An 18,913-nucleotide genomic window follows, 5' to 3' on the forward strand; every position below is an offset into this window, starting at 1 on the left:
GCCCTATCCTGCCGGGTCCTGTGCGGCGAGTGCGACCGCGGTGTTCACCAGTCCGATATGACTGAACGCCTGCGGGAAATTGCCCAGCTGGCGGCGGGCAGCCGTGTCGTACTCCTCGGCGAGCAGCCCCAGGTCGTTGCGCAGGGTGAGCAGCCGCTCGAAGAGCTCCTCGGCCTCGGCCGCGCGGCCGGTCCGCAGCAGCGCGTCCGCCAGCCAGAACGAGCAGACGAGGAAGGCGCCTTCACCGCCCGGCAGCCCGTCGACGGACACCCCGTCGGTGCTGTAGCGGCGCACCAGACCGTCGCTGCCCAGCTCCTCCCGCACCGCGTCGACCGTGCCGACGACCCGGGGGTCGTCCGGCGGCAGGAATCCGGTCCGCACGATCAGCAGCGTCGCGGCGTCCAGCGCCCTGGAGCCGTACGACTGCGTGAACGTGTTGCGTACGGGGTCGTAGCCCTTCTCGCAGACCTCCGCGTGCACGGCGTCCCGCATCGCACGCCACCGGTCGGCGTCACCCGGCAGATCCGGTGTCTCCTCCAGGGTGCGCACCGTACGGTCGGCGGCGACCCAGGCCATCACCTTGGAGTGCACGAAGTGGCGGCGCTCCCCGCGGATCTCCCACAGGCCCTCGTCCGGTTCGCGCCAGGTGGACTCCAGGAAGCCGAGCAGGCTGAGCTGCAGGTTCCACGCGTGCGACTTGTTCTCCAGACCGGCGTCGCGGGCGAGCCTGAGCGAGTCGATGACCTCTCCGTACACATCGAGCTGCCGCTGTCTGACCGCCTCGTTGCCCGTGCGGACCGGCCGGGAGTGCTCGTAACCGCGCAGCCACGGCAGCTCCGTCTCGGGGAGTCTTCGCTCGCCCGCCAGGCCGTACATGATCTGCAGGTCCGCCGGGTCCCCGGCGACGGCCCGCAGCAGCCAGTCCCGCCACGCCGCGGCCTCGTCGAGATATCCGGCCGCGAGCAGGGCGCCGAGCGTCAGTGTGGAGTCCCGCAGCCAGCAGAAGCGGTAGTCCCAGTTCCGTACGCCTCCGATCTCCTCGGGCAGCGAGGTGGTGGGGGCCGCCACGATGCCGCCCGTCGGGGCGTAGGTGAGCGCCTTCAGGGTGATGAGGGAGCGGAGCACTGCCTCGCGGTGCCTGCCCTTGTAGGTGCACTGCGCCGACCACTTCGCCCAGTCGGTCAGTGTGTGCCTGAGCGCCTTGTACGGATCGATCAGCTTCGGGCGCGGCGCGTGCGAGGCGTGCCAGGTGAGCACGAACGCCACCTTCTCGCCCTCCGCCACCGTGAACGAGGAGCAGGTGGAGAACTGCTGCCCCCAGGTCTTGACCGGCGGGTCGCTGCGCAGCCATACGGAGTCGGGGCCCGCGACAGCCACCCGGTGGCCGTGCGAGCGGCGCATCCAGGGCACGACCGAGCCGAAGTCGAAGCGCAGCCGGAGCACGGAGCTCATGTCCACCGTGCCGCTGACGCCCTCGACGATCCGCATGAGGTCCGGTGCCTTGTCGCGCTGGGGCATGAAGTCGGTCACCTTGACGGTGCCGGTCCGGGTCTCCCAGAACGTCTCCAGGACGAGGGAGTCGCCCGCGTAGCCGCGTCGTGTGCAGGTGTCCGTGCTGTCCGTGCCCTTGGGGGCGATCCGCCAGTGGCCGTTGTCCTCGTCGCCGAGCAGCGCGGCGAAGCAGGCGCCCGAGTCGAAGCGGGGAAGGCAGAGCCAGTCCACAGAACCGTTCCTGCCGACCAGGGCGGCGGTCTGGAGATCGCCGATGAGGGCGTAGTCCTCGATGCGTGGGGTCACGCTCTGGCGTGTTCCCGAACCTGCGGCTTGTTAAGCAGACCGGGGGCGGCGGGTGCGGTTCGTCAGACCGTCGCGCCGGCGGTGGCGGGCTGTCCGGGCTCCTCGGCGCTCTCGCCCTTTGCCGCGGCCTCCTGGCGGTCGTGCTTCTCCCGGCGTACGAGAATCACCCAGCCGACCGGCACCCCGGCGGCGAACAGCCACCACTGCACGGCGTACGCCATGTGTGCGCCGATGGAGCTGTCGTCGGGGGAGGCGATCTGTTCGGGGGTGTCGCCGGAGGGCGCGGGTCCGGTCTGTTCGAGATACCCGCCGAGTACCGGCCTGGACAGCAGCTCGGACTGCTGGGCGCTGTTGATCAGCATGACCTGGCGGTCCGGCAGACCCGACAGGTCCTTGATGCCGCTGCTGCCCGTCGTCTCGTCGGCCTTGAGCCGGCCGGTGACGGTCACCTCGCCCCTGGGCGGGGCCGGCACCTCCGGGAAGGACCGCTGGTCGCCGTCGGTCGGCACCCAGCCGCGGTTGACCAGGACGGTGCCGCCGTCCCTGAGGTCGAGCGGGGTCAGGACATGCGCCCCGATCCGGTCGTCGTCGGAGGTCCGGCGTCGTACGACGACTTCGTGCGCGGTGTCGAACGTGCCGGTGGCGGTGACCGTGCGCCAGTAGTCGGCTCGCGGGACGGTGTGCCCGGGGGAGGTCAGCTCGGTGACCGGGACCGGCTTCGCCTTGAGGTTCTGGGAGATCAGCGAGTTCTGAGCGACCCGGTGCTGATGCCGGTGAAGCTGCCAGAAACCCAGCTCGACCATCGTCGGAATCAGTACGAGCGTGAGCAGGGTGAGAATCACCCACTGCCGGGTCAACAGGAAGCGGTACACCCCATGACGGTACAACCGGGGTCATGGGGTGCGGTACGGAGGGGTGGGGGTGGGGCCGGGCGGCCCGTCACACTTTGTCCACGATGCCCGCCCTTCCCTCGGCCCGGGCGCAGTGGGCGCCGCAGTACCAGTGGCCCTCGACCTCGACGCCCTGTCCGATGACCTGGACCCGGCAGTGCTCACAGATGGGCGCCATGCGGTGGATGGCGCAGGAGAAGCAGTCGAAGACGTGCACCGCGCCCTGCGCGTGCACCTCGAAGGACATGCCGTAGTCGTTTCCGCAAACCTCGCAACGTGCCATGCGCCACAGGTTGGGACGCGAGACGGCGGCGGGCGAGCGGATGGCGGGCGAGTCGCGCCCGGTTCACTCCGATGACGGTGCCGGAGCCACGTCCCGCAACAGATGGGTGAAGGCGCTCTCCTCCAGGATCGGCGTGCCGAACGACTTCGCCTTCACCGTCTTCGACGTCGCAGCGTCCGGGTCGTTGGTGACGAGGAGGCTGGTCAGTCTGGAGACACTGGTCGCCACGTGGAGCCCGGCCTCCACGGCGCGGTCCTCCAGGAGCTCGCGGTCGATCGAGGTGTCCCCGGAGAACGCCACCCGCATCCCCTGCACGAGGGGCTTGTCCTTGTCGTACCGCCCCGGATTCGGATACGGGCAGGCCGGGCGCTTGCGCGAGGCCCGCCAGCTGTTCTGACCGTGCGAAGCCTGGTAGCCGATCCGCGGGGTGACCGGGGAGTCGGACCACTCGGTCAGCGGCCGGCACTCCAGCAGCGGCAGCCGCACTCCGCCGAGGGCCGCCGCGTGCAGGCTCGGGCGGAAAGCCTCGGCGAGCACCCGGGCGTCGTCGAGGGCGTGGTGGGCGCGCTGCTGCACCACGCCGTAGTGCGCGGCGAGCGACTCCAGCTTGTGGTTGGGCAGCGGCAGCCGCAGCTCCTTGGAGAGGGCGATGGTGCACAGCCGCTGCTCCACGGGGGCGACGACCGAGGCGCGGGCGTACTCCCGGGCGATCATCGACCAGTCGAACGCCGCGTTGTGCGCGACGAGCACCCGGTCCGCGAGCCGCTCGGACAACTGCGCCGCCACCTCGGGGAAGAGCGGGGCGCCTTCCAGGACATCGCTGGTCAGCCCGTGGATCCAGACGGGGCCGGGGTCCCGCTCGGGGTTGACCAGCGTGTACCAGTGGTCCTCGACGTTGCCCTGGGCGTCGAGCCGGTAGACGGCAGCGGACACTATCCGGTCGTCGCGCGCGAGTCCGGTGGTCTCCACGTCGACGACCGCGTACCCCTGTGGGTAGGCGGTCGGCCACGGCGCTGCAGTCTGGCGGTCGTCGAGCATGGTCACAGAGAATACGGGCCGCGACTGACAGTCCCCTATTCGGCCGTCTCCGAAGCGTGACCGGAGCCGATCAGGGACTGCGCCAACGCGCGTACGGAGACCGTGAACAGCCGCTCCGGGTCGGCGGGCCGGGCCAGCGCCCGCGCCAGCGCCGGATCGTGCCCGGCGGTGGCCGCGCCCCACAGCTCCTCCTCGCCCGGCGACTGGACCGGCGAGCGCTCACGGTTGCGCTCGACGAGCAGGAAGCCGACGACCTGGAACTGCACGGCACGCACCGCCTCGGCGGCCCGTGCGCCGCGCAGCCCCGCGGCGTGCACCTCGTGGACCAGGGCCTGCTGGGCGGGCAGGAACATCCGCTCCGTCAGTCCCCGTTCGTGGACCATCGCGATCAGATGGGGCCGGTCACGCAGCTCGCGGCGCAGACCCCGGGCGATGGAGACGATCCGGGCGACCGGGGTACGGCCCGCGGGGCGGATCGCGCCCATCTCCTGGACGGTGCGCTCCACCAGGGCGTCCAGGAGCGATTCGCGGTTGCCGACGTGCCAATAGATCGAGGTCACGGCGGTGGAGAGCTCGGTGGCGAGCCTGCGCATGGTGAGCGCGCCCGGCCCGTGCCGGACGACGAGGGCCGCGGCTGCGTCGAGCACCTCATCGCGTGTCAGGGCGGTGCGTGGCATGGAGCTCCCCGTTCCCGTACGTGCACGGCTCTTTACCGCTCATCGCTCCCGGTGTAACTGTGTTACAGGCTACCGAACGAAGGGCGGTACGACATGGCACGTGTACGGTACGGCGCGCGCACCGGGGCCGAGATCGCGGCGGCCCGCGCAGCCGGCTCCAAGCTCCCCGACATCTGGTCCACCGGTGTGGTCGCGCTCTGGGAGAGCGACCCCGACGCGGTGGCGGCCGTCCTGCCGCCACCCCTGAAACCGGCCGAACGCCCCCTGGTGCGCGCCAACATCAGCAAGGTCGACCTCCCCGGCTATCCGCTGGGCGCGGGTTCCGTCGCCGTCGCCGCCGTGCACGACGGGCACGAGGGCTGGTATCCGCTCGTCATGCCGATGACCCACGAACGGGCGCTGACCGGCGGCCGTGAGGTCTTCGGCGAACCGAAGAAGCTGGGCGAGGTCACCGTCGAACGCGACGGCCTCGTCGTCCGCGCCGTGCTCGCCCGGCACGGCATCGCGTTCGTCGAGGTGCGCGGCGCGGTCGACGGAACGCTCCCGCTCCCCGAACCGACGACGAAGCTCGACTTCTACTTCAAGTTCCTGCCCGCCGTCGACGGCGTGGGCTTCGAAGGCGACCCCGTCCTGATCCACTGCACCCGCAACGAGAAGGTCCGCAGACTGGAGCGGATCACGGGCGATGTGGTGCTGCGCGAATCGGTGTACGACCCGGTCGCCGACCTCCCCGTACTCCGGCTGATCGAGATCACGCTCGGCGAGAAGACCAGCGACCAGCGCGGCAGGGCCGTCGAGCGGGTGAGCGCCGACGCGCTGCTCCCGTACATCCACCAGCGCTACGACGATCCGCAGCAGATCCTCGACGGCCCGCCGGAAGGGAGCGTCCGATGAGGCTGGAGGAGGGGCAGGTCGCCGTCGTCACCGGCGCCGCGAGCGGCATCGGCCTCGCGATGGCACGGAAGTTCGCCGCGGAAGGGCTGAAGGTCGTCCTCGCCGACGTCGAGGAGGAGGCGCTGCGCAAGGCCGCCGACGAGCTGATCGAGGGTGGCGCCCAGGTGCTCGCCCGGGCCACCGACGTCAGCGAACGCGACTCCGTCGAGGCGCTCGCCGACTCCGCGTACGACACGTTCGGCGCCGTCCATGTGCTCTGCAACAACGCGGGGGTCGGCTCCGGGGCCGAGGGCCGCATGTGGGAGCACGAGCCGAACGACTGGAAGTGGGCGTTCGCGGTCAACGTGTGGGGCGTCTTCCACGGCGTCCAGGCATTCGTGCCGCGCATGATCGCGGGCGGCGCCCCCGGTCATGTCGTCAACACCTCGTCGGGCGACGGCGGTATCGCCCCGCTGCCCACCGCGTCCGTGTACGCCGTCACCAAGGCCGCCGTCGTCACCATGACGGAGTCGCTCTACGCCCACCTCCGGGCGGACGGCACGGAGGTCGGCGCCTCGGTGCTCTTCCCCGGCCCGCACATGCTCCGCACCGGCCTGTGGGAGTCGCACCGCAACCGCCCGGAGCGGTACGCCAAGGAGAAGCCCCGCAAGACCCCCTACCGCAGCCTCGGCCAGTGGGAGGCCGCCATGAAGGAGGCGGGCCACGAGGTGCGGTTCACGCATGTCGACGAGGTCGCGCGGACCGTCGTGGACGGCATCCGCGCCGACCGCTTCTGGATGCTGCCGCCGAGCGAGCACAGCGACCGGCAGATCCGCGCCAGGTCGCAGTCGATGCTCGACCGCGCCAACCCCGCCTACCTGGAGAGCTTCGTACTCGACTGAGGAGCGAGCGATGACCGACGACCCGTACCTGATCATCTCCTCCGACTGCCACGCCGGACTGCCCACCGAGGAGTACCGGCCCTACCTGGACACCCGCTTCCACCGCCAGTTCGAAGAGTTCCTCGCGGGCCGCGACCGCCGCCGCGAGGAGATGACCCGGCTCGGCGTACGCAACGAGGCATTCGCCGACCAGTGGTTCCACGACAACGAGGAGGGCCTCAGAGGCGGTTGGGACGTCACGCAGCGTCTCAAGGAACTCGACGGCGACGGGGTGGCGGCCGAGGTCGTCTTCCCCGACGCGGACGCCGTCGACAGCCGTACCGCCGCGCCCTTCGGTGTCGGCCTCGGGCTCTCCGGCGACCAGGACCCCGAACTCGGCATGGCGGGCGCGCAGGCGCACAACCGCTGGCTCGCCGATTTCGTCTCCCAGCACCCCGAACGCCACTGCGGAGTCGCCCTGTTACCCGTCACCGGCGAGGTCGACCGGGTCGTCGCCGAGATCCACCGGGCCAAGGAGTCCGGGCTCGGGGCGCTGATGATCCCCTCGATGTGGGTCGACAAGGCCCCGTACCACGACCGCCGTTACGACCCGGTGTGGGCGGCGGCGGCCGAGACGGCCATGCCGGTCCTCACCCACTCCGGCGCGGCCCCGCGCCACGAGTACGGCGACCACCTCGGCATCTACGTCTCCGAGGTCACCTGGTGGCCCTCGCGCCCCCTCTGGTTCCTGCTCTGGTCGGGCGCCTTCGAACGTCACCCCGGGCTGAAGTTCGGAGTGGCCGAGTCCGGATGCTGGTGGCTGCCGAACCTCCTGTGGTTCATGGACCGCCTCTACCTCGGCGCGCACGGCGGCAAGAAACTCTCCCCGTTCGCCGAGCTGAAGCGCCCGCCGCACGAGTACCTCGACCGCCAGGTCTTCGTCTGCGCCACCAACACCAAGCGTCGCGAACTGGCCCAGCGGTACGAGATAGGCGTCGACAACATCCTCTGGGGCAGCGACTTCCCCCACCCCGAAGGCACCTGGCCCAACACCAACCAGTGGCTGCGCAACACCTTCCACGACATCCCGGTCGCCGAGACCCGCCGGATGCTGGGGCTGGCAGCCGCCGAGGTCTTCGGCTTCGACACGGCGAAACTCGCCCCACTGGCCCGGCGCATCGGCCCGACCCCGCAGGACCTGGGCCAGAGCGACGACCAGAGCGCGGTCGATGCCTCGTGGGCGCGCTCGCGCGAAGTGGGCCGCCACTGGCTGACCGGCCACGACTTCCCCGTACTGGGGGCGTCATGACCGACCGCTACACCGTCATCTCGGCCGACTGCCACGCGGGCGCCGACCTCCTCGACTACCGGCCGTACCTGGAGTCGAAGCACCACGACGACTTCGACGCCTGGGCCGCGACGTACGTCAATCCGTACGAGGACCTGGTGGCCGACACCGCCGACCGCAACTGGAACTCCGCCCGCCGCCTCGCCGAACTGGAGGCGGACGGCATCGTCGCCGAGGTCGTCTTCCCCAACACCATCCCGCCCTTCTTCCCCTCCGCCTCCCTGATGGCCCCCGCGCCCTCCCGGGAGGAGTACGAACAGCGCTGGGCCGGCCTGCGCGCCCACAACCGGTGGCTCGCCGACTTCTGCGCGGACACGCCCGGCCGGCGCGCGGGCGTCGCACAGATCCTCCTCAACGACCCGGCGGAGGCGGTGCGCGAGGTGCGCCGTACCAAGGAAGCGGGCCTCACCGGCGGCATCCTGCTGCCGGGCGCCCCGCCGGGCTCGGGCATCCCGGAACTGTACTCCCAGGTGTACGACCCGCTGTGGGCAGTCTGCGAGGAGCTGGACGTACCGGTGAATCACCACGGCGGCTCGGCCTCCCCGCCGCTGGGCGAGGAACCGGCGGCGCGCGCCGTCTTCATGGTGGAGACCACGTGGTTCTCGCACCGGGCGCTGTGGCACCTGATCTTCGGCGGCGCGTTCCGCCGCCACCCCGGTCTGAAACTGGTCCTCACCGAACAGGGCTCCGGCTGGATCCCCGGGGTCGTGGAGATGCTCGACTACTACCACGGGCGCCTCGTGGCCGCGGCCTCGCGGACGGCCACCGCCGAGTCCAAGTTCGGTGCGGGTCTCGCGGCTTCGATGGGCGCGAGTCCCGGCGAGGTGTGGCGCGACAACTGCTTCGTCGGCGCCAGCTTCATGCGTCCGCACGAGGTCCCGCTGCGTGACCGGATCGGCCTCGACAAGATCATGTGGGGCAGCGACTACCCGCACGACGAGGGCACCGCCCCGTACTCCAGGGAAGGGCTGCGGATCGCGTACGCGGGACTGCCGAGGCACGAGATCGCGGCCATGGCCGGCACAAACGCCGCCCGTGTCTACGGCTTCGACCTGGCGGCGCTCGACCGGATCGCCGCGACGGTGGGACCGACGGCCGAGGAGATCGCCGAACCGCTGAAGGAGGTCCCGGCCGACGCCACCAGCCCCGCCTTCGCACCGGGCGGGTCGGTCCGCGTCTGGTGAGAGACCGGAGTGAGACCATCCCCGGATGACGGACACCGACGTTCATGACGAAGCCCACGACGAGGCCCACGGGCAAGGACTCGGCGCACGGCTGAACTGGCTGCGCGCCGCGGTCCTCGGCGCCAACGACGGCGTGGTCTCCACCGCGGGCCTCGTCGTCGGTGTCGCCGGGGCCACCGGGGACCGCAGCGCGCTGCTCACGGCGGGTCTGGCCGGGCTGCTGGCCGGGTCCATGTCGATGGCGGCGGGCGAGTACGTCTCGGTCTCGACCCAGCGCGACTCGGAGAAGGCCGCGCTGGCGACGGAGCGGCGGGAGCTGACGGAGACCCCCGAGGCCGAACTCGCCGAACTCACCGGCCTGCTGGAGGGCAAGGGCCTGAGCACGGAAGTGGCCCGGGAGGCCGCCCTCCAGCTCACCGAACGCGACGCCCTGCGCGCCCACGCCGAGGTCGAGCTGGGCATCGACCCGGACGAGCTGACGAACCCGTGGCACGCGGCGGGCGCGAGCTTCCTGGCGTTCACGGCGGGGGCGCTGCTGCCGCTGCTGGCCATCGTGCTGCCGCCGGCCTCGCTGCGGCTGCTGGTCACCGTGGTGGCGGTGCTGGCCGCCCTGGCAGTGACGGGATGGTGGAGCGCCCGGCTGGGGGACGCGTCACCCGGGCCCGCGGTGCTGCGGAACATGGCCGGGGGAGCGGTGGCGATGGCGGTGACCTACGGGGCGGGGGCGCTGCTGGGGGCGGTGGGGGCATAGAAGGGGGCGTGTTGGCAGAAGCCACCAAAGACTGCTGACATCACGTCTCGCATACTTGTGGGTAACAACGTCTAGCCGCAGCCGACCTGCACCTCTACGGTGCTCGCATGGAGCCGAACCTGCCCGATGTCGTGTTGTGGTCGATACCGGCCTTCGTCCTGCTCACCGTGGTCGAAATGGTCAGTTACCGGTTCCACCCGGACGAGGACGCCGCCGGATACGACGCCAAGGACGCCGCCACCAGCGTCACCATGGGTCTCGGCAGCCTGGTCTTCGACCTGCTGTGGAAGATACCCATCGTCGCGATCTACACCGCGGTCTACGAGCTGACCCCGCTCCGCGTCCCCGTCCTGTGGTGGACGGTCCTGCTGATGCTGCTCGCCCAGGACTTCTTCTACTACTGGTCGCACCGCGGCCACCACGTCATCCGGGTCCTCTGGGCCTGCCACGTGGTCCACCACTCCAGCCGGAAGTTCAACCTCACCACCGCGCTCCGCCAGCCCTGGACCTCGCTGACCGTCTGGCCGTTCTACGTCCCGCTCATCGCCCTCGGCGTCCACCCGGCGGCGCTCGCCTTCTGCTCGGCGGTCAACCTCGTCTACCAGTTCTGGGTGCACACCGAGCGCGTCGACAAGCTGCCCAGGCCCTTCGAGTACGTACTGAACACGCCGTCCCACCACCGGGTGCACCACGCCTCGCAGGGCGGCTACCTCGACCGCAACTTCGGCGGGATCCTGATCGTCTGGGACCGGCTGTTCCGCTCGTTCACCCCCGAGACCGAGCGGCCCGTCTTCGGGCTCACCAAGAACATCACCACGAACAACCCGCTGCGCGTGGCGACCCACGAGTACGCGGCCATCGCCCGTGACGTCCGCGCCGCGCACACCTGGCGCGAGCGTGCCGGACGGATCTTCCGCGGACCGGGCTGGCAGCCCGCGACCGCACCCGTCGTCGCGCCCGCCGCCGAGCCCGTCGCCGTCACGGAGCCCACCCGATGAGCGACCGGGCCCCGCACCGCGGGGACCGGCTCGCCCGGCCGCTGCTCGTCGCCTTCCTCGTCGCCGCCGCCGTCGACCTCCTCGGCGTGCTGGCCGGCATCCCGCTCGCGCACCTCGTCGCCAAGCCCCTGCTGATGCCGCTGCTCGCCGCGTACGCAGCCGCCCGCCGCGGGCCCCGGCTGCTCATCGCCGCACTGCTCTTCGGCTGGGGCGGGGACGTCCTGCTGCTGCCCGACCACGAGGTCGCCTTCCTGATCGGCATGGGCTCCTTCGCGGCGGGCCACATCTGCTACCTGCGGCTGTTCGGCCGCGCCCGCGGCTCCCTGACCGCGGGCATCGGGTACGCGCTCGTGCTCGCCGGATTCCTCGTGCTCATCTGGCCCGGCCTGCCGGCCGACATGCGGATCCCGATGACCGGCTACAGCCTGCTGCTCACCGCCATGGCCTGGCGGGCGGGCACCGCCGGGCGGTACGCGGCGGCCGGCGGGGCGCTCTTCCTGCTCTCCGACGCGCTGATCGCCACCGGCATCGCGGACTGGCCGCAGCTGCCCGTCCCGGACTTCTGGATCATGCTGACGTACATCGCGGCGCAGTACCTCCTGACCACGGGGATCCTCGCCCACCGTGCGGATTCCGCAGGGGGCGGCACGGAGGCGTACCGTGAGCGGAGTATCAGCATCTGAGATCAGCGAGGACTCCCACCCATGCGTGCCACCGTCATTCACGCTCCCCACGACATCCGCGTGCAGGAGGTGCCGGACCCGACGATCCAGCAGCCCACCGATGTGGTCCTGCGGGTTCTGCGGGCCTGCATCTGCGGCAGCGACCTGTGGGCGTACCGCGGCGAGTCCGCCCGGCAGCCCGGCCAGCGCATCGGCCACGAATTCCTCGGCATAGTCGAGGAGGCGGGCCCCGGGGTCAACGGCTTCGCGGCCGGTGACCTCGTCGTCGCCCCGTTCGTCTGGTCCGACGGCACCTGCACCTACTGCGCGGAGGGCCTCACCACGTCCTGCCCGCAGGGCGGCTTCTGGGGATCGGTCGGCTCCGACGGCGGCCAGGGCGAGGCGGTCAGGGTGCCGTTCGCCGACGGAACCCTCGTCAAGCTCCCCGCAGCCGCCGCGTCCGACGACCGGCTCCTCACCGCCCTCCTGGCCCTCTCCGACGTGCTGGGCACCGGCCACCACGCCGCCGTGGGCGCGGGCGTGAAGCCCGGCAGCACGGTCGCCGTCGTCGGTGACGGAGCGGTCGGCCTGTGCGGAGTCATGGCCGCCAAGCGGCTCGGCGCCGAGCGGATCATCGCGCTCGGCCGCCACACCGCCCGTACGGACATCGCCCGCGCCTTCGGCGCCACGGACGTCGTCGCCGAGCGCGGTGAGGCGGCGCTCGCGGCCGTACGGGAACTGACCCGCGGCGAAGGCGCCCACTCCGTGATCGAGGCCGTCGGCACCGAGCAGTCGATGCGTACGGCGATCGAGATCGTCCGCGACGGCGGCGCCATCGGCTACGTCGGCGTCCCGCACGGCAGCGCCACCGGACTCGACCTCGACGTCATGTTCGACCGCAACATCACCCTGCGCGGGGGCGTCGCCCCCGTGCGCACGTACATTCCGGAACTGCTGCCCGACGTCCTGGACGGCACGATCGACCCGTCGCCCGTCTTCGACCTGAGCGTCGGTCTCGACGGGGTGCCCGGAGGCTACAAGGCGATGGACGAGCGTACGGCGCTGAAGGTACTCATCAAGCCGTAGCACCGAGCATGCGGAAGGGCCGGGGACCGCCGTCCCCGGCCCTTCCTCATGTCATCCGGATGATCAGCGGCGGACGGCGTCCAGCGCGTCGACCATTCCGGCTCCGTAGAAGCCGTTGTAGTTCGTCGAGCCTTCGCAGACCGCGTCGATCTTGCCGTCGCCCTCGATGTCGTACGGCGCACCGCACGCGGTGGCGTCGGCCTGGTGCGTCAGCAGCGCCTTCACCTGGAACGCGGAGGCGTACGGGTGGGACGACTTGATCAGGGCCACGACACCCGCGACGTGCGGGGAAGCCATGGACGTACCGGCCTTGTAGTTGAAGCCACCGCCCACCGTCGTGGACAGGATGCGTCCGTTGACGGCCGGAGGCGCCGGCGGCTGGTAGACCGTCGAGTCGCCGCCCGGGGCGGCCACGTCGATCAGGCCGAGACCGTAGTTGGAGTACGAGGACTTCAGGCCCTTGGCACCCGTCGCGGAGACGGTCACGACGCCCGGCAGCATGGTCGGGATGTCGAGGCACTCACGCGGGTCGATCGTGCGCGAGACCGGATTCGTGTCGTTCGGGCTGGTCGTGTCCTCGATCTCGTCGGCAGCCAGATCGTGCTTGGAGTTACCGGCCGCGGCGACGTTGACGGTGCCCTTGCGCTCCGCGTAGCGGGAGGCGCGCGTGAGCGCCTCGACCAGGGCGCCCTGGTCGGGGTCGTTCTTGCAGTTGAACAGCCAGGGGTCGGTGTAATAGCTGTTGTTGGTCACCTCGACGCCCTGCTCGGCCGCCCACATGAAGCCGCACACGACGGCCTCGGTGTAGAAGAAGCCGCTCGGGGTCGAGACCTTGATACCGGAAACCTTGACGCCGGGCGCGACACCGGTCACACCGATGCCGTTCTTCGCCGCGGCGATGGTGCCCGCGACGTGCGTGCCGTGGTCGCTCTCCCCGGCCAGAGGCCGCCAGGAGCCCTCGGTGGTGTCCGGCGCACCGGTCACACAGTTCGCCGAGGCGCGGCGGTCGAAGTTCGGCGCGAGGTCGGGGTGCGTGTCGTCGACACCCGTGTCGATGACCGCGACCGTGACCTTCTTGCTGCCCATCGAGACCTCATGGGCCTTGTCCGCCTTGATGGCGGGCAGATCCCACTGCAGGGGCTCCAGCGGGTCCTGACCGGCCGTCGCGTCCGCCGCGGCGGCAGCGGCCTCTTCGGCGCTCAGCGGCTGCGCGGCCGAGCCCACGTCCTTCGTCGCCTGGGGAACGATCGGGTTGGTGCGCGTGGCACCGGCCGATGAGACGCCCCTGACCTGACGGATCGTCTTGGCGAAGTCCGGGTTCTGCGAGTGGACGACGATGACGCCGATCTGGTCGTACGAGATGACGACCGTGCCGCCCGCGTCGGCGATGGCCTTCTTGACCTGCTTGACCGCGCCCGAGCCGGTCTTGGTGTTGACGACGTACGAGAGCTTCGGCCCGTCGGTCGTGACCGCGGCGGTGGACGGTCCGTCCGTCGGGGCGGCCGAGGCCACCGCCGTCGGAAGGAAGCCCAGCGAGGCGGTGAGTGCAAGTCCGACGGGCAGCGCGAGTACGCGTGTCCGTCTGGATGCCAGATGAGCCATGGGTTCTCCACATCATCCGTGTCAGCCGACCGGACACCTGGCGCGTCCGGTCGAGTACATGACGAGTGAAGTTATCGCTGATCATCCCGGCGCATCAATGACTAAGGGCAAATGAGTTCGATGCGTGTCGTTACTGATATGCGGCCAAAGAGGTGAGTTGGAGACAGGGACGGTCGCGGTGAACCGCTTCGCACCGCTCTCCGTGCCGTTGTCAGGGAGTCGTACCACCGTCTCCCGATACAGAGGTCCCCCTTGAAGAACACCCTTCCCACCACCGCACCCGCGTCGCGAGGAGATTCCGTGGCTACCGATGCACCCCCACCGCCCAAGACCGTAACGGGGCCGGTCCAACCCACCACCGAGGCATTCATCGAGGTGCAGGAGAGTGCGGAGTTCGGTGACCTGCGCCGCTCGCACCGCGCCTTCGCCTTCCCTCTGACCATCGCCTTCGTGCTCTGGTATCTGCTGTACGTGCTGATGTCCAACTACGCCGGCGACTTCATGGGCACCAAGGTCGTGGGCAACATCAACGTGGCCCTCGTCTTCGGGCTCCTCCAGTTCGTCACCACCTTCCTCATCGCCTGGCTCTACTCGCGCCACGCCAACGCGAAGCTCGACCCGAAGGCCGCAGCGATCAAGTCCCGTATGGAGGCCGACGCATGAGCGCCGCCGCTCTCACCCACCCCAGCGTCCAGCTCGCCGCCGAAGGCGCGAGCGAGCACCGGCCGCTGATCATCACCCTGTTCGCGGCGTTCGTCGTGGCGACCCTCGTCATCACCGTCTGGGCCGGCCGCCAGACCAAGAGCGCCTCGGACTTCTACGCGGGCGGACGCCAGTTCACCGCGTTCCAGAACGGCCTCGCGGTCTCCGGCGACTACATGTCCGCCGCGTCCTTCCTCGGTATCGCGGGCGCCATCGCGCTCTTCGGATACGACGGCTTCCTCTACTCCATCGGCTTCCTCGTCGCCTGGCTCGTCGCCCTGCTGCTCGTCGCCGAGCCGCTGCGCAACTCCGGCCGGTACACGATGGGCGACGTCCTCGCCTACCGCATGCGCCAGCGCCCCGTCAGGACCGCCGCGGGCACGTCGACGATCGTCGTCTCGATCTTCTACCTGCTCGCGCAGATGGCGGGCGCGGGCGTCCTGGTGTCCCTGCTGCTCGGCATCACCAGCGACGCGGGCAAGATCGCGATCGTCGCCCTGGTCGGCCTGCTCATGATCGTGTACGTCACCATCGGCGGAATGAAGGGCACCACCTGGGTGCAGATGGTCAAGGCCGTCCTGCTCATCGCGGGCACCCTGCTCATCACCTTCCTGATCCTGCTGAAGTTCAACTTCAACATCTCCGACCTGCTCGGCACCGCGGCGAGCAACAGCGGCAAGGGCACGGCCTTCCTGGAGCCCGGCCTGAAGTACGGCGCCACCGGCACATCGAAGCTGGACTTCATCTCGCTCGGCATCGCCCTGGTCCTCGGCACCGCCGGCCTGCCGCACATCCTGATCCGCTTCTACACCGTGCCCACGGCCAAGGCCGCCCGTAAGTCCGTGAACTGGGCCATCGGCATCATCGGCTCCTTCTACCTGATGACGATCGTGCTCGGCTTCGGCGCCGCGGCCATCCTCAAGCCCGACGACATCATCGCGTCGAACAAGGCGGGCAACACGGCGGCCCCGCTGGCCGCCCTGGAGATCGGCGGAGGCGCGGGCTCCACCGGCGGCGCCATCCTCCTCGCCGTGATCTCCGCGGTCGCCTTCGCCACGATCCTGGCCGTCGTCGCCGGACTGACCCTGGCGTCCTCCTCGTCCTTCGCGCACGACATCTACGCCAACGTCATCCGCAGGGGCAAGGCCACCGAGAAGGAGGAGGTCCGCGCCGCCAGGTGGGCGACCGTCGCCATCGGTGTCGTCTCCATCGGGCTCGGCGCGCTCGCCCGCGACATGAACGTCGCGGGACTGGTCGCCCTCGCCTTCGCGGTCGCCGCCTCTGCCAACCTTCCGACGATCCTCTACAGCCTGTTCTGGAAGCGCTTCACCACCCAGGGCGCCCTGTGGTCCATCTACGGCGGTCTCGCCTCGTCCGTCCTGCTGGTGCTGTTCTCGCCGGTCGTCTCCTCCAAGCCCACGTCGATGTTCCCCACGGTCGACTTCGCGTGGTTCCCGCTGGAGAACCCGGGCCTCATCTCCATCCCGCTGGGCTTCCTGCTCGGCTGGGTCGGCTCCCTGATCTCGAAGGAGGAGCCGGACAAGGGCAAGTACGCCGAGCTGGAGGTCAAGTCCCTCACCGGCGTCGGAGCCCACTGAGAGAAGGAATTCACCGAGCCGTTCCGCTCACGCCCGACCCTGTCCGTCCGGCCGCGTCGTAGAGTCCTACGACGCGGCCGGACCGCACCTCGTGCCAAACGGGCCCATGGTGTTGTCACAGGTCTCGCGTAGTCTCGGAACTGTCAGAACCGCAACCGCGAGACACCACCGGGGGAGGGGGCCCACAGTGCTCATCGACACCTATGGCCGGGTCGCCACCGACCTGCGCGTATCACTGACGGACAAGTGCAATCTGCGCTGCACCTACTGCATGCCCGAAGAGGGTCTGCAATGGCTCTCCAAGACCGAGCTGCTGAGTGACGACGAGATCGTCAGGCTCATCCGGATCGCCGTCACCGATCTCGGCATCGAGGAAGTCCGCTTCACCGGCGGCGAGCCCCTGCTCCGCCCCGGCCTCGTCTCCATCGTCGAGCAGTGCGCCGCCCTGGAGCCCCGCCCCAGAATGTCGCTCACCACCAACGGCATCGGGCTCAAGCGCACCGCCGCGGCCCTCAAGGCGGCAGGACTGGACCGGGTCAACGTCTCGCTGGACACCCTGCGTCCCGACGTCTTCAAGACACTCACCCGCCGCGACCGGCACCAGGACGTGCTCGACGGCCTCGAAGCCGCCCGCGACGCCGGCCTCACCCCGGTCAAGGTCAACACGGTCCTGATGCCCGGACTCAACGACGACGAGGCCCCGGACCTGCTGGCCTGGGCCGTGGCCCACGACTACGAGCTCCGCTTCATCGAGCAGATGCCGCTCGACGCCCAGCACGGCTGGAAGCGCGACGGGATGATCACAGCGGGCGACATCCTCGCCTCGCTGCGCACCCGCTTCACCCTCACCGCCGAGGGCGAGGACGAGCGCGGCTCCGCACCGGCCGAGCGCTGGACCGTGGACGGCGGACCGCACCGCGTGGGGGTCATCGCCTCCGTCACCCGGCCGTTCTGCTCGGCCTGCGACCGGACCCGGCTCACCGCCGACGGTCAGGTCCGCACCTGCCTCTTCGCCCGCGAGGAGACCGACCTGCGCGGAGCCCTGCGCTCGACGGCTCCCGACGAGGAGATCGCCAGGATCTGGAAGCTCGCGATGTGGGGCAAGAAGGCCGGCTCCGGGCTGGACGATCCGTCCTTCCTCCAGCCCGACCGCCCGATGTCAGCCATCGGAGGCTGAGGACTCCCACTCCGCCAGGGTCACGACATCCTTCAGGAATCCGCGTACGCCGAGGAACGAGGAAAGGTGCTCCCGGTGCTCGTCGCAGGCCAGCCAGGTCTTGCGGCGCTCGGGGGTGTGCAGCTTCGGATTGTTCCAGGCGAGCACCCACACGGCGGCGGCGCGACAGCCCTTCGCCGAACAGATGGGCGTCGGGGCGGCGCTCTCGGTGTGGGTCTCGAAAATGTTCACGGGCTCAAGCCTAGGCCCAGGCTTCGGACGGCCGGCCGATGCATCCCCGCCGGAGAAAAGGCGACGCCGAGCAGCCACGGGGGGAGCTGCCCGGCGTCGGTCCGTCGCTCCGACGGGGGATGCGGAGCGCGTACGAAGTATGCCACGGGGACCGGGGTGCGGTGCACCGTAACTTCACGATTGATCTGAGCTTTTCCTGAGCTTCGGGGACGCCGTGGGCTCAGCCGTGCGTGTGCGGATAACGGGCATCCGCGGCGGGTCCCGTCTCCCCGTCGGCCTCGGCCGGACCCGCCACGGGAGCGGCGTCCAGAGCGGGCCGCATCGGCGTGGGGACGAAGGTCGAAGGGAGTGAAGTGGCGTTCTCCCGGCCCGCGTTGGCGATGACGACCGCCACGTAAGGGAGCAGCACACCCAGAGCCAGCGCCACGATGGCCACATGCCTCTCGACGTTCCACAGCACTGCCGACAGCACCACCGCGAGGGTCCGCACGGACATCGAGATCACATAGCGCCGCTGCCTGCCCCGCACGTCGTCGGCGAGACCCTGGCGCGCCCCCGTGATACGGAAGACCTCCGCGTCACTCCGCTTCCGCATCATGTTCCACCACCAGATCGCTGTGCCGGACGCTCCCCGGACCGGGCCGCTTCTACGGTACGCCGGTGATGCGCCGCGTTCGAGACCGGGGGCGGGTCGGTCCGTGCGGAACCGCTCCGGAACACCACGTACGGACCCGTCCGGCATGCGCCGTAGAGGCAACGGACGAAGACTGGGCGAACGTGCGCAGACCGCGCCGCACGAGGAGGCGAAATGAGCTGGTTGTGGGCAATCATCGTGGGCCTGGTGCTCGGCCTGATCGCCAAGGCGATCCTGCCGGGCAAGCAGGACATCCCACTGTGGCTGACGACCGTGTTCGGCATCATCGGCAGCGTCCTCGGCAACGCCGTCGCGACCTGGATCGGTGTCAATGACACCAAGGGCATCGACTGGACACGTCACGTACTCCAACTGATCGGCGCCGTGGCCGTCGTCGGTGTCGGCGACATGCTGTGGGCCTCGTTCCGCAGCAACAGACAGAAGACCTGACAGGCCCCGCGCACAGCAGAGCGGCCGGACACGCACGACGCGTGTCCGGCC

The 18,913-nt window shown here is 70.2% G+C and carries 20 protein-coding genes; 12 read left to right on the plus strand and 8 right to left on the minus strand.

Annotation, left to right across the window (positions count from 1 at the left end):
• Positions 1-3: 3 nt before the first annotated feature.
• The 5 genes from ACWGO0_RS32445 to ACWGO0_RS32465 form a co-directional block, all read right to left on the minus strand.
• The gene (locus tag ACWGO0_RS32445) at positions 4-1,797 is read right to left on the minus strand and encodes a glycoside hydrolase family 15 protein (protein WP_453543233.1); all 1,794 of its coding nucleotides are present in this window, start codon (positions 1,795-1,797) and stop codon (positions 4-6) included.
• Positions 1,798-1,859: 62 nt separating this feature from the next.
• Complete coding sequence (locus tag ACWGO0_RS32450) at positions 1,860-2,669, minus strand: SURF1 family cytochrome oxidase biogenesis protein (RefSeq protein WP_453543236.1); 810 nt, start codon at positions 2,667-2,669, stop codon at positions 1,860-1,862.
• A gap of 67 nt (positions 2,670-2,736) precedes the next feature.
• Entirely contained in the window at positions 2,737-2,970 is a 234-nt protein-coding gene (locus ACWGO0_RS32455; protein WP_328909420.1) for a hypothetical protein, read from the minus strand.
• 63 nt (positions 2,971-3,033) lie between these two features.
• Positions 3,034-4,014: a DEDDh family exonuclease gene (locus ACWGO0_RS32460; protein ID WP_453543239.1), complete on the minus strand. Its 981-nt coding sequence runs from the start codon at positions 4,012-4,014 to the stop codon at positions 3,034-3,036.
• A 29-nt stretch (positions 4,015-4,043) separates the two neighbouring features.
• Complete coding sequence (locus ACWGO0_RS32465) at positions 4,044-4,685, minus strand: TetR/AcrR family transcriptional regulator (protein WP_453543242.1); 642 nt, start codon at positions 4,683-4,685, stop codon at positions 4,044-4,046.
• 93 nt (positions 4,686-4,778) lie between these two features.
• Here ACWGO0_RS32465 and ACWGO0_RS32470 point away from each other — a divergent pair, with 93 nt between their 5' ends.
• The 8 genes from ACWGO0_RS32470 to ACWGO0_RS32505 all read left to right on the plus strand — a co-directional run bounded on the left by ACWGO0_RS32470 (position 4,779) and on the right by ACWGO0_RS32505 (position 12,468).
• A complete protein-coding gene (locus ACWGO0_RS32470; RefSeq protein WP_453543245.1) occupies positions 4,779-5,579 on the plus strand; it encodes an acetoacetate decarboxylase family protein in 801 nt (266 codons plus the stop codon).
• Positions 5,576-6,460 (plus strand): SDR family NAD(P)-dependent oxidoreductase, encoded by an 885-nt coding sequence (locus ACWGO0_RS32475; RefSeq protein ID WP_453543248.1) that lies wholly within the window; start codon positions 5,576-5,578, stop codon positions 6,458-6,460. Before ACWGO0_RS32470 ends, ACWGO0_RS32475 begins: the two co-directional genes overlap by 4 nt.
• Before the next feature lie 10 nt (positions 6,461-6,470).
• Entirely contained in the window at positions 6,471-7,748 is a 1,278-nt protein-coding gene (locus tag ACWGO0_RS32480) for an amidohydrolase family protein (RefSeq protein WP_453543250.1), read from the plus strand.
• A complete protein-coding gene (locus ACWGO0_RS32485) occupies positions 7,745-8,971 on the plus strand; it encodes an amidohydrolase family protein (RefSeq protein ID WP_453543253.1) in 1,227 nt (408 codons plus the stop codon). The genes ACWGO0_RS32480 and ACWGO0_RS32485 overlap by 4 nt, the downstream gene beginning before the upstream one ends.
• A gap of 25 nt (positions 8,972-8,996) precedes the next feature.
• Positions 8,997-9,722 (plus strand): VIT1/CCC1 transporter family protein, encoded by a 726-nt coding sequence (locus tag ACWGO0_RS32490; RefSeq protein WP_453543256.1) that lies wholly within the window; start codon positions 8,997-8,999, stop codon positions 9,720-9,722.
• Between the two features lie 107 nt (positions 9,723-9,829).
• Complete coding sequence (locus ACWGO0_RS32495) at positions 9,830-10,720, plus strand: sterol desaturase family protein (protein ID WP_453543259.1); 891 nt, start codon at positions 9,830-9,832, stop codon at positions 10,718-10,720.
• A complete protein-coding gene (locus ACWGO0_RS32500) occupies positions 10,717-11,403 on the plus strand; it encodes a lysoplasmalogenase (protein WP_453543262.1) in 687 nt (228 codons plus the stop codon). The genes ACWGO0_RS32495 and ACWGO0_RS32500 overlap by 4 nt, the downstream gene beginning before the upstream one ends.
• Before the next feature lie 21 nt (positions 11,404-11,424).
• Positions 11,425-12,468, plus strand: a complete 1,044-nt coding sequence (locus ACWGO0_RS32505; protein WP_453543265.1) for a zinc-dependent alcohol dehydrogenase family protein — start codon at positions 11,425-11,427, stop codon at positions 12,466-12,468.
• Positions 12,469-12,531: 63 nt separating this feature from the next.
• Here the strand turns inward: ACWGO0_RS32505 and ACWGO0_RS32510 are convergent, their stop codons facing one another.
• Positions 12,532-14,070, minus strand: a complete 1,539-nt coding sequence (locus ACWGO0_RS32510; RefSeq protein WP_453543268.1) for a S8 family peptidase — start codon at positions 14,068-14,070, stop codon at positions 12,532-12,534.
• A gap of 300 nt (positions 14,071-14,370) precedes the next feature.
• Between ACWGO0_RS32510 and ACWGO0_RS32515 the strand changes: the two genes are divergently transcribed.
• The 3 genes from ACWGO0_RS32515 to moaA all read left to right on the plus strand — a co-directional run bounded on the left by ACWGO0_RS32515 (position 14,371) and on the right by moaA (position 17,547).
• Positions 14,371-14,733 carry a DUF485 domain-containing protein gene (locus ACWGO0_RS32515; protein WP_453543271.1) on the plus strand — a complete coding sequence of 121 codons (363 nt, stop codon included), beginning with the start codon at positions 14,371-14,373 and terminating at the stop codon, positions 14,731-14,733.
• Entirely contained in the window at positions 14,730-16,370 is a 1,641-nt protein-coding gene (locus tag ACWGO0_RS32520; protein WP_453543273.1) for a solute symporter family protein, read from the plus strand. The genes ACWGO0_RS32515 and ACWGO0_RS32520 overlap by 4 nt, the downstream gene beginning before the upstream one ends.
• Before the next feature lie 187 nt (positions 16,371-16,557).
• Positions 16,558-17,547 carry a GTP 3',8-cyclase MoaA gene (gene moaA, locus ACWGO0_RS32525; protein WP_453543276.1) on the plus strand — a complete coding sequence of 330 codons (990 nt, stop codon included), beginning with the start codon at positions 16,558-16,560 and terminating at the stop codon, positions 17,545-17,547.
• On the opposite strand, the gene ACWGO0_RS32530 is transcribed toward moaA, so the two are convergent.
• Both ACWGO0_RS32530 and ACWGO0_RS32535 read right to left on the minus strand, forming a co-directional pair.
• The gene (locus ACWGO0_RS32530; protein WP_453543279.1) at positions 17,530-17,778 is read right to left on the minus strand and encodes a hypothetical protein; all 249 of its coding nucleotides are present in this window, start codon (positions 17,776-17,778) and stop codon (positions 17,530-17,532) included. The genes moaA and ACWGO0_RS32530 overlap by 18 nt on opposite strands.
• Positions 17,779-17,998: 220 nt before the next feature.
• Entirely contained in the window at positions 17,999-18,376 is a 378-nt protein-coding gene (locus ACWGO0_RS32535) for a DUF3099 domain-containing protein (RefSeq protein WP_453543282.1), read from the minus strand.
• 210 nt (positions 18,377-18,586) lie between these two features.
• On the opposite strand from ACWGO0_RS32535, the gene ACWGO0_RS32540 reads away from it, so the two are divergent.
• Entirely contained in the window at positions 18,587-18,862 is a 276-nt protein-coding gene (locus ACWGO0_RS32540; RefSeq protein WP_453543285.1) for a GlsB/YeaQ/YmgE family stress response membrane protein, read from the plus strand.
• The last annotated feature ends 51 nt before the right edge of the window (positions 18,863-18,913 follow it).

The organism is Streptomyces sp. NPDC055749, assembly GCF_053617235.1.